Origin of the sequence: Spirillospora sp. NPDC046719, from assembly GCF_040645715.1 — a bacterium.
Lineage (GTDB): Bacteria > Actinomycetota > Actinomycetes > Streptosporangiales > Streptosporangiaceae > Spirillospora.
Window position 1 is genome coordinate 15,786 of the sequence record NZ_JBEYYT010000113.1, and the last position, 9,454, is coordinate 25,239.

The following is a 9,454-nucleotide window of genomic DNA, read 5'->3' on the forward strand; positions in this document are numbered from 1 at the left end:
GTTGAGCCGCGGCGGGTCGCCGTCACGGACGGGCTCATGACGCCGACCCGCCGCACGCCGACGCGTCAGCCTTCGCGGTGCAGCCTGTGCGGGGCCGCCTGGACGCGGGGCTGGACGTCGATCCGGTCGATGTTGACGTGCGGAGGGCGCGTCACCGCCCACGCGACGCAGTCCGCGACGTCCTCCGCCACCAGCGGCTCCGGGACGCCCTCGTACGGCTTCGCCGCCCGCGCCTCGTCGCCGCGGAACCGGACCAGCGAGAACTCCTCCGTCTTCACCAGCCCCGGCGCGACCTCGGTGATCCGGACCGGCTTCGCCACCAGCTCCAGCCGCATGACCTCGTTCACCGCGTACGCGGCGTGCTTGGCCGCGTTGTACCCGCCGCCGCCCTCGTACGGGACGTGCGCCGCGAGCGAGGTGATGTTCACCACGTGCCCCGCGCCGCTCTCGATCAGCTTCGGCAGCAGCGCCTTCGTCACCCGGACGAGCCCGAGCACGTTCGTCTCGTACATGGCCCGGTAGTCGTCGAGGTCGGCGGTCTCGACGGTGTCGAGGCCGAGCGCGCCGCCCGCGTTGTTGACGAGCACGTGGCAGGCCCCGACCGCCGCGACCAGCGCGTCCACCGACTCCTGGGAGGTCACGTCGAGGGTGAACGGCACGATCTTGGCCGCGCCCGGGACCTCCTCGGAGATCTCCTTGGCGAGCCCGTCGAGGCGCTCGCGGCGCCGCGCCGCCAGGACGACGTTGAAGCCCTCCGCCGCCAGCCGCCTGGCCGTGGCGGCCCCGATTCCGCTGCTTGCTCCGGTCACTACCGCGGTCTTACGCATGCGTCCAGCCTCCCAGGTGCGGGCCTGGCGCCGGCCGGTGAGGTCGATCACTGTGGCGAGAAGTGACGATTGTCCCCCTTCCTGAGGGAACAGGTAACCCGCTCGATAGGTTGCACTACCGGAGGTGGTGTCCGGTGTCGCGTCGTATCAACCGAGTTGCGACGGTCAGTGTTCATACTTCCCCCCTCGACCAACCCGGTACCGGCGACGCGGGCGGCATGAACGTCTACATCGTCGAGGTGGCCAAACGGCTGGCCGCCCGCGGCGTCGAGGTGGACATCTTCACCCGCGCGACCTGCCGCGCCCTGCCCCCCGTCGCCGAGCTCGCCCCCGGCGTCCTCGTCCGGCACGTCGTCGCCGGCCCGTTCGAGGAGCTCGACAAGAGCGAGCTGCCCCGCCAGATGTGCGGCTTCACCTCCGGCCTGCTGCGCACCGAGGCGTCCTACGACCCCGGCCACTACGACCTTCTGCACACCCACTACTGGCTTTCCGGCCAGGCCGGATGGGCGGCCAAGCAGCGCTGGGGCGTCCCGCTGGTGCACTCGATGCACACCATGGCCAAGGTCAAGAACGCCGCGCTCGCCGACGGCGACAAGCCCGAACCGGACGAGCGCGTCCTCGGCGAGGAGCAGGTCGTCGCCTCCTCCGACCAGCTCGTCGCCAACACCCGCGAGGAGGCCGACGAGCTGATCGGCCTGTACGGCGCCGACCCGCGCCGCGTCGCCGTCGTCAGCCCCGGCGTCGACCTGTCGGTGTTCCGCCCCGAGTCCCCGATCCTCGCCCGCAGCACCGGGCTCCTCCCGCACCGCACCGGCCCCGCCCGCCGCCGCCTCGGCCTGCCCCGCGAGGCGTACGTCCTGCTGTTCGTCGGCCGCATCCAGCCCCTCAAGGCCCCCGACGTGCTGCTGCGCGCCGCCGCCCGCATGCTCGCCGACGACCCGTCGCTGCGCTCCCGGCTCGTCGTCGCCGTCGTCGGCGGACCGAGCGGCTCCGGCCGGTGCCGCCCCGAGGGCCTGCAGTCCCTCGCCGCCGAACTCGGCATCGCCGACGTCGTCCGGTTCGAGCCGCCGGCCCCGCAGGCCGACCTCGCCGACTGGTACCGCGCCGCGGACGTCACCGTCGTCCCGTCGCACAGCGAGTCGTTCGGCCTCGTCGCCGTCGAGTCCCAGGCGTGCGGGACGCCCGTCGTCGCGGCAGGCGTCGGCGGGCTCCGCACTGCGGTCGCGGACGGCGAGTCCGGCGTCCTGGTCTCCGGGCACGACCCGGCGGACTACGCCGCCGTCCTGCGCCGCCTGCACGCCGAGCCCGGCCGCCACAACCGCCTCGCGCGCGGCGCCGTCCGCCGCGCCCAGGACTTCGGGTGGGACGCCACCGTCGACCGCCTCCTGGACGTGTATACCGGTGCCATGTCGCTACCGGCCGTCCGCCTCGCACCGCCAGCCCTTTCCCCGCAGCTCACCGCGGAGGTCACGGCATGAGCGGCAGCGAACCGGGGGGTCCCTCGAAGGGAGAACGCATGAGCGGCACCGTCGAGACGATCCGGGACGCGCTGCGGGCCGCCGAGCTGGAGTTCGACGAGCCGCGCGAGAACGCGTTCTTCGTCAAGCTGCCCGGCCAGCACAAGCTCGCCACCATGACCTGGCTGATCGTCGGCGACCACAGCCTGCACGTCGAGGCGTTCTTCTGCCGCCGCCCCGACGAGAACCACGCCGAGTTCTACCGGTTCCTGCTGGAGAAGAACGGCCGCATGTACGGGGTCGCGTTCGCCCTCGACGACGTCGGCGACGTCCACCTCGTCGGGAAGGTCCCGCTGGAGTCCGTCAGCGCTGACGAGATCGACCGGCTGCTCGGCTGCGTCCTGACCTACTCCGACGAGAACTTCGACAAGGCCCTCGAACGCGGGTTCAAGTCGTCGATCCAGCGGGAGTGGGACTGGCGCGTCAAGCGCGGCGAGAGCCTCGCCAACCTGCGGGCCTTCGCGTCCTTCGCGGACCCGGCCAATCGCGAGTAGATCCGCGCGTCCCGATAGGCTCTGCACCATGGCGACCCTGGTATTGCTCCGGCATGGCGAAAGCGTCTGGAACGCGGAAGACCTGTTCACCGGCTGGGTGGACGTCGACCTGTCCACGAAGGGTGAGAGCGAGGCGACCCGCGGCGGCGACCTGCTGCTCGACGCCGACATCACGCCCGACGTGGTGCACACCTCCCTGCTGAAGCGGGCCATCCGCACCGCCAACATCGCGCTGGACGTCGCGGACCTGCTGTGGATCCCGGTCAAGCGCTCCTGGCGGCTCAACGAGCGCCACTACGGCGCCCTCCAGGGCAAGAACAAGGCGCAGACGCGCGAGGAGTTCGGCGAAGAGCAGTTCATGATCTGGCGCCGGTCCTACGACACCCCGCCGCCGCCCATCAAGGACGACGACCCGCTGTCCCAGGTGAACGACCTGCGCTACGCGGAGCTGCCGTCCGAGCTGATCCCGCGGTCGGAGTGCCTCGCCGACGTCGTGGACCGGCTGCTGCCGTACTGGTACGACTCGATCGTCCCGGACCTCGCCGCCGGCAAGACCGTCCTGGTCGCCGCGCACGGCAACTCGCTGCGCGCCCTGGTCAAGCACCTGGACGACGTCTCCGACGAGCAGATCGTCGGCCTGAACATCCCGACCGGGATCCCGCTCGTCTACGAGCTGGACGACGACTTCGCCCCGCTCAAGCGCGGCGGCGAGTACCTCGACCCGGCCGCCGCGAAGGCCGCCATCGAGGCCGTCAAGAACCAGGGCGGCGGTAAGAAGCCCGCCGCGCCGAAGAAGGCCGAGCCGAAGAAGGACGCGCCGAAGGCCCGGCGGGGCCGCAAGAAGTAGACCGCCGATCGGGGCCGCCGGCGACGGCGGCCCCTCACGACGCGAACTCGATGCAGAGCGGTCCGAGCACGGCGCCGAGCCCGAGGAACGACAGGGGCCCGGTCACCCAGGCGGACGCCCGCGCCTGCGGGAAGGTCGCTCCGGCCTTCTCCAGTTCGCGGCGCAGGTCCCCGAAGGGCTCCCAGTCCCGGGCGGGCAGCGGCACCAGCGCCACCGGTGTGTACGCGAAGGTCCCCACCACGGTCAACGTGGTCGCGAGCCATCCGCCGAAGGCCGCGTGCACGGCGTATTGCACGAGGCCGTGGATCGCCATGCACGCGAGGTAGAGCAGGAGCGACAGCAGGGCAGCGGACGCGGTGCCGTGCGCGATGCGGAAGACCGGCCCCCAGAGCCGGCCGATGACCCGGGAGCGCGTCACGAAGGCCAACAGGGTGGCGGCCATCAGGACGCCGACGATGCTCCACGTCGCACCAGCGCTCACCCTTTGATGATCGCAGAACGGGCCTTTCCCGATAAGCCTCCCGTAACGGCCGCCCTTGGCCGCGTCCCCGCCTCCGTCCCCGCCCGCGCCGCCGTCCCGGCGGCGCCTTCCCCGCTCCCCGCTCATGATCGTTAACGGGGTACTGTGGCGCGATGGCATGCCGCATCACCGAGCTGGTCATCGACTGCCGGGACCCCGAGACCCTCGCCGAGTTCTGGTGCGCGGTGCTCGACTACGCCGTCCTGGAGCGCGATGACAACGGCGACATCGAGATCGGGCCCGCCGGAACCGGGCTGGGCGAGGGCGACCTCAGGCTGGTGCTCAGCCGCAGCGACGAACCGAGGCGCGGCAAGCTGCCCCTGCATCTCGACGTGAACGCGACCGACCGCGACCAGGACGAGGAGCTCCAGCGGCTGTTCGACCTCGGCGCGCGGACCGCCGACGTGGGGCAGACGGGCGAGGAGTCCTGGCACGTCCTCGCCGACCCGGAGGGCAACGAGTTCTGCCTGCTCCGCCGGAGGGTGAAGCCCGCGCCGCGTTGAGCGTGGTCGTGCTGAGCGCGGCCGCGCCGACCGTTACCGCGCCGGGGACGCGGAGCGTCGGCGGAGGGGCGGGGTGGCGGCCGCCACGGCGGCGACGGCGCCGAGGCAGAGCAGTCCGCCGCTGACGGCGGCCGCGGTGCCGGACGTGGCGTCCGCGACCAGCCCGGCGCGCAGGTTGCCGAGGTCGGGACCGGCCTGCCCGACGATCTGCTCGGCGGCGCCGACCCGGCCGAGGAGCTCGGCCGGGGTGCCGAGCTGGACGACGGTGCCCCGCGACACCACGGAGACGGTGTCGGCGGCGCCCGCCAGGACCAGGCAGGCGAGGCCCGTCCACGGGTCCGGCGCCAGGCCGAACAGCACGAGCGCGGCGCCCCAGCCGGCGGATCCGGCGAGCATGACCCGGCCCGGATGGGGGAGCCGGGTGAAGGTGCCGGAGAGCAGCGACGCGGCGACGCCGCCCGCCGCGATCGCGGTGAGGAACAGTCCGAGCGTGCGCGGGTCGTCGCCGAACCGCTCCGCGTTGATCAGCGGGAACAGGCTGACCGGCATCGACAGCACGGTGACGGCCAGGTCGGTGAGCAGGGCCCCGCGGATCACCGGGGTCCGGACGAGGAACGCCAGGCCGTCCAGCACCCCGCGCAGTCCGGGACGCGCGGGCTCGCCGCCCGGAGGCATCGGCGGCAGTCCGAACGCGCCGTAGAGCGCGGCGGCGAACGTGAGCGCGTCGATCAGGTAGCAGCCGCCGACGCCGAGGCCGCCCACGATCAGCCCGCCCAGCGCGGGCCCGACCAGCATGGCGCCCTGGAAGGCGATCCGCCGCAGCGCCAGTCCGGCGGCCACCTGCTTCTTCGGCAGCAGCCGCGGGATGAAGGCGCGCGAGGCGGGCCCGCCGCCCGCGGCGAAGCAGGACTGCACCGCGACCACCCCGAGGACCCCGGCCGGGGGGAGGTGCCCGAGGACACCCTGGAGCGCGAGGGCGAGCGAGCACGCCGTCTGCCCGGCCGTCGTGAGCAGGTAGAACCTCCGGCGGTCCACGCGGTCGACGAGCGATCCCGCGAAGAGCCCGAGCGCGACGAGCGGAACCGCCTGCGCCAGGCCGACCGCGCCGGTCCAGGTGGTGCTCCGCGTCGCCTGCCAGACCTGGAACATCACGGCGACGAGCGTCATCTGCCCGCCGAACCCGGAGAGCGTCTGCCCCGCCCACAGCCGCCGGAAGGCGGGCGACGCGCGCAGCGGCGCGACGTCGAGCAGCATGTTCCTCAGTGCCATGCGCGATCGCCCTCCCGGGCGTGGGGATCGCGGGGCGGATCCTGCGGACGGGGCCGAGGCGGACCCTACAGGGCGAGGGCCGGGGTCTCCAGGGCGGCTTCGTGGGCCACCGGGCGAGGCCGGGTTCGAGGCAGGTGATGGCCTGGTCGACGATGGCGACGATCAGGCCGACCGCCCTGGAGTAACCCTCGGGCTCAGGAGCCGACCTGCTCCAGGGGGCGTTCGGGGTCGGCGGACGTGCGGCGGTCACGGCGCAGGATGGCGAGCGCGATGCCCAGGCCCGCGACGGTGAGGGCCGCCCCGACCAGGTACAGCGAGCGGGCGCCGGGACCGTGGTCGATGACGGCGCCGCCGAGCCAGCCCGCGAAAGCGGCGGCGACCTGGAAGCCCGAGGCGTTGCCCGCGACGGCCAGCGTCGGCGCGGCGCCCGCGGCGCTCAGCACGCGGGTCTGCATGCCCGGGATGATCGCGAACGCGAGCACCCCCAGGACGAAGACCAGCGGGACGGCGAGGAGCCGCACGCCCCCGGCGGCCCAGAACAGCACGAGGACGGCCGCCAGCGCGGCGAGCAGGCCGGCCAGCGACGGCATCAGGGCCCTGTCCGCGAGCCGGCCGCCGAGGAAGTTCCCCGCGACCGCGCCCGCCCCGTACACCAGCAGCAAGGCGGGTACGGCGCCTTCGCCGAAGCCGCTGACGCCGGTGAGCAGCGGTGCGATGTAGGAGAAGACGGTCACCACGCCCACGTTGCCGACGGCCGTGAGCGCGATGGCGAGCCGGACGTCGCGGCCCGCGAAGACGCGCAGCTCGCCGCGGACCGAGCCGGCGGGGGCCGGGATCGCGGGGACGAACCGCAGCACCATCAGCAGGCCGGCGAGGGTGACGGCGGCGACGGCCGCGAACGCGGCGCGCCAGCCGAGGTGCTGGCCGACGAGCGTGCCGAGCGGGGTGCCGAGGACGATGCCGAGGTTCATCCCGAGGGCGACCTTCGCGACGGCCGAGGCCTGCCTCCCCTCGGCGGCCGTGGAGACGGCGGTGGCGATGGCGACGGCGAAGAACGTCGCGACGACGAGCCCGGCGGTGAACCGGGCGGCCAGCAGCAGCCCGTAGCCGGGCGCCGCCGCCGAGCCGAGGTTGGCGAGCACGGACACGGTCACGAGCCCGGCGACGAGGGGGCGGCGGGGCAGCCGCGCCGTCAGCGCGGTGACGACCGGACCGCCGACGATCATGCCGAGCGCGTAGGCGGTGACCAGCCGGCCGGCGGCGGGCACCGGCACCGCGAGCCCGGCGGCGACGTCGGGCAGGATGCCCGCGATCACGAACTCGCCGGTGGTGAGGCCGAAGACCACCAGCATCAGGGACAGCAGAGGGAGGGGCACGCGCAGCTCCATGTAGTTCGAACTCATATAGTTCGAACTATCATTATCATGACTCGAATCAGGTCGGGTAGACTTCCGGTATGGCCCAGCAGCCCGCGCCGGCGGCGGACGACATCGACCGGGACGTGTGCAAGCTCGTCCACCGGTTCGTGCAGCGGCTCGACGTCCACGTGCGGCGCGTCGCCGAGGACATCGGCATGACCGCGTCCCAGGTCGTCGCGCTCCGCGAGCTGTCCGAGCCGATCACGGCGCGCGAGCTGGCCGTCCGGATGGCGTGCGAGGCGTCCAACGCGACGTTCGTGCTCGACCGGCTCGAAGCGCAGGACCTGATCGAGCGCCGGCCCCACCCCACCGACCGGCGCGCCAAGCAGATCGTCCTCACCCCGGCGGGCGAGCGGGCCCGCGCCGGCGTCCTCGACCGCCTCGGCGCGCACTCCCCGCTGGCCGCGCTCGCCGACGACAAGCAGGAGGCCCTGCGCGACCTGCTCCGCGACCTGCTGGCCGACGACTGAGCACCCGCGCCCCGCGCCCGGCGTGAACCCGCGCCCCTCGCCGAACGGCGCGGGTCAGGCGAGGTTGGTGCGGGTCCGGCGACGGTCAGGCGAGGTCGGCGAGGGTGTCCCGGAAGCGGTGGACGAGCGGGTCGGTCTCGTCGGCGCGCCAGACCAGGTAGAGGGTCGTGTTCGTGCCGGCGAGCGGGCGGGGCGTCACGCCGACGCGGCGCAGCGCGCGGTGCGAGTCGGGCATCACCGCGCCCCCGAAGCCGGCCGCGACCAGGGCGAGGACGGTCTGCACGCTGCGGCCGCGCGCGCCGATCCGGGGCACGACGCCCGCCTGCTCGCACAGCGCGAGGATCTCGTCGTGGGAGTGCGGCGACACCTCGCGCGGCCACAGGACGAGCGGGATGCGGCCGAGCGCGTTCAGCGGCGCGGGGCCCGGCGCGTGCGCGAGCGGGTGCGCGGACGGCAGGAACAGGGTGAGCGGCTGGTTCCACCACGGCCGGGTGGCGAGCCGCGCGTCGCGGGACGGGAGCCGCTGGACGGCCAGGTCGAAGCGCCCGTCGAGCACGCCGTCCGACATCTCGGCGTCGTTGAAGCTCTCCTCCAGCCGCAGGTCGACGCGGGGGAGTTCGCGGCGGAGCCGGCCGAGCGCGCCGCCGAGCGGCCCGTTGATCCCGGACCCGGCGAACGTCACCGTCACGCGCCCGGCGAGGCCCTGCGCGGCGAGCCGGACGTCCTCCAGCGCCGCCTCCGCCTCCGCCAGCACCACCGAAGCGCGCTTCACCAGCGCCTTTCCGGCGGCGGTCGGAGTGAGGCCGCGCCCCTCGCGGACGAACAGCTCGGTGCCGAGGCGGCGTTCCAGCTCGCGCAGCTGCCGGCTGAGGGTCGGCTGGGTCAGCCGCAGGCGGCGGGCGGCGCCGCTGACCGAGCCCTCCTCGGCGATCGCGACGACGTAGCCGAGCATCCGCAGATCCATCCATGCCTCCCAAGCATGGGAAGTATATCTCCGCATGCCTTAGAGGCAGCCGACGCGGTTTTCCGGGCCACGATCTAGTCATCGCAACCGCTTCAAGGAGGACGAGATGAACCGCGAAGAGCGCTACCGGTACGGGATGAAGGTCCTGGAGCAGGTCGACGGGGAGGCCGGGCAGCGGGTCGTCGACTCGCTCGCCGACGTCTCGCCCGAGCTGGGCCACCAGGTCGTCGCGTGGGCGTTCGGCGACATGTACGCCCGGCCGGAGCTGCCCGCCCGCGACCGCCAGCTCGTCACGCTCGGCGTGCTGGCGGCGCTGGGCGGCTGCGAGATCGAGCTGGAGGTGCACATCAACGCCGCGCTGAACGTCGGCCTGACCGCCACGGAGGTCGCCGAGGCGCTGCTGCACACGGCCGTCTACGCGGGTGTGCCCCGGTCGGTCAACGCGACGCTCGTGGCCAAGAAGGTGTTCGGCGAGCGCGGCCTGCTGCCGATCAGCAACCTGTCGTGACCGCGTGGCCGGGCCCTTCCGAGGCGTCTTCCGGACGGGCCCGGAGGGTCAGGTGAGCGCCGGTTCCGGGGCGCGGTCGGCGGTGGCGGCCCGCCCGGCGCGGCCGCGCCGGGCGCC

At 73.7% G+C, this 9,454-nt stretch carries 11 protein-coding genes; 6 read left to right on the forward strand and 5 right to left on the reverse strand.

What is annotated here, in order from left to right; all coding sequences use genetic code 11:
* Nucleotides 1-65: 65 nt before the first annotated feature.
* Nucleotides 66-827 carry an SDR family NAD(P)-dependent oxidoreductase gene (locus tag ABZ914_RS20715; RefSeq protein WP_190860837.1) on the reverse strand — a complete coding sequence of 254 codons (762 nt, stop codon included), beginning with the start codon at nucleotides 825-827 and terminating at the stop codon, nucleotides 66-68.
* Nucleotides 828-961: 134 nt separating this feature from the next.
* On the opposite strand from ABZ914_RS20715, the gene mshA reads away from it, so the two are divergent.
* From mshA to ABZ914_RS20730, 3 genes are read left to right on the forward strand one after another with little or no spacing between them, the layout of a single operon-like run.
* Nucleotides 962-2,305 (forward strand): D-inositol-3-phosphate glycosyltransferase, encoded by a 1,344-nt coding sequence (gene mshA / locus ABZ914_RS20720; RefSeq protein ID WP_500194882.1) that lies wholly within the window; start codon nucleotides 962-964, stop codon nucleotides 2,303-2,305.
* Nucleotides 2,306-2,343: 38 nt separating this feature from the next.
* Entirely contained in the window at nucleotides 2,344-2,838 is a 495-nt protein-coding gene (locus ABZ914_RS20725) for a type III secretion system chaperone family protein (protein WP_190860833.1), read from the forward strand.
* Between the two features lie 28 nt (nucleotides 2,839-2,866).
* Nucleotides 2,867-3,685 carry a phosphoglyceromutase gene (locus tag ABZ914_RS20730; protein ID WP_500194885.1) on the forward strand — a complete coding sequence of 273 codons (819 nt, stop codon included), beginning with the start codon at nucleotides 2,867-2,869 and terminating at the stop codon, nucleotides 3,683-3,685.
* A 34-nt stretch (nucleotides 3,686-3,719) separates the two neighbouring features.
* On the opposite strand, the gene ABZ914_RS20735 is transcribed toward ABZ914_RS20730, so the two are convergent.
* On the reverse strand, nucleotides 3,720-4,166 hold the full coding sequence (locus tag ABZ914_RS20735; RefSeq protein ID WP_500194887.1) for a hypothetical protein: 447 nt from the start codon (nucleotides 4,164-4,166) through the stop codon (nucleotides 3,720-3,722).
* Nucleotides 4,167-4,318: 152 nt separating this feature from the next.
* On the opposite strand from ABZ914_RS20735, the gene ABZ914_RS20740 reads away from it, so the two are divergent.
* A complete protein-coding gene (locus ABZ914_RS20740) occupies nucleotides 4,319-4,708 on the forward strand; it encodes a VOC family protein (RefSeq protein ID WP_500194888.1) in 390 nt (129 codons plus the stop codon).
* A 33-nt stretch (nucleotides 4,709-4,741) separates the two neighbouring features.
* Here the strand turns inward: ABZ914_RS20740 and ABZ914_RS20745 are convergent, their stop codons facing one another.
* Both ABZ914_RS20745 and ABZ914_RS20750 read right to left on the reverse strand, forming a co-directional pair.
* On the reverse strand, nucleotides 4,742-5,977 hold the full coding sequence (locus ABZ914_RS20745; RefSeq protein ID WP_500194890.1) for an MFS transporter: 1,236 nt from the start codon (nucleotides 5,975-5,977) through the stop codon (nucleotides 4,742-4,744).
* Between the two features lie 194 nt (nucleotides 5,978-6,171).
* Nucleotides 6,172-7,380: an MFS transporter gene (locus tag ABZ914_RS20750; RefSeq protein ID WP_500194892.1), complete on the reverse strand. Its 1,209-nt coding sequence runs from the start codon at nucleotides 7,378-7,380 to the stop codon at nucleotides 6,172-6,174.
* 53 nt (nucleotides 7,381-7,433) lie between these two features.
* Here ABZ914_RS20750 and ABZ914_RS20755 point away from each other — a divergent pair, with 53 nt between their 5' ends.
* Nucleotides 7,434-7,865, forward strand: a complete 432-nt coding sequence (locus ABZ914_RS20755) for a MarR family winged helix-turn-helix transcriptional regulator (RefSeq protein ID WP_500194894.1) — start codon at nucleotides 7,434-7,436, stop codon at nucleotides 7,863-7,865.
* Between the two features lie 85 nt (nucleotides 7,866-7,950).
* Here the strand turns inward: ABZ914_RS20755 and ABZ914_RS20760 are convergent, their stop codons facing one another.
* Nucleotides 7,951-8,829: a LysR family transcriptional regulator gene (locus ABZ914_RS20760; protein ID WP_500194896.1), complete on the reverse strand. Its 879-nt coding sequence runs from the start codon at nucleotides 8,827-8,829 to the stop codon at nucleotides 7,951-7,953.
* A gap of 106 nt (nucleotides 8,830-8,935) precedes the next feature.
* Here ABZ914_RS20760 and ABZ914_RS20765 point away from each other — a divergent pair, with 106 nt between their 5' ends.
* Nucleotides 8,936-9,337, forward strand: a complete 402-nt coding sequence (locus ABZ914_RS20765; RefSeq protein ID WP_500194897.1) for a carboxymuconolactone decarboxylase family protein — start codon at nucleotides 8,936-8,938, stop codon at nucleotides 9,335-9,337.
* Nucleotides 9,338-9,454: the final 117 nt, after the last annotated feature.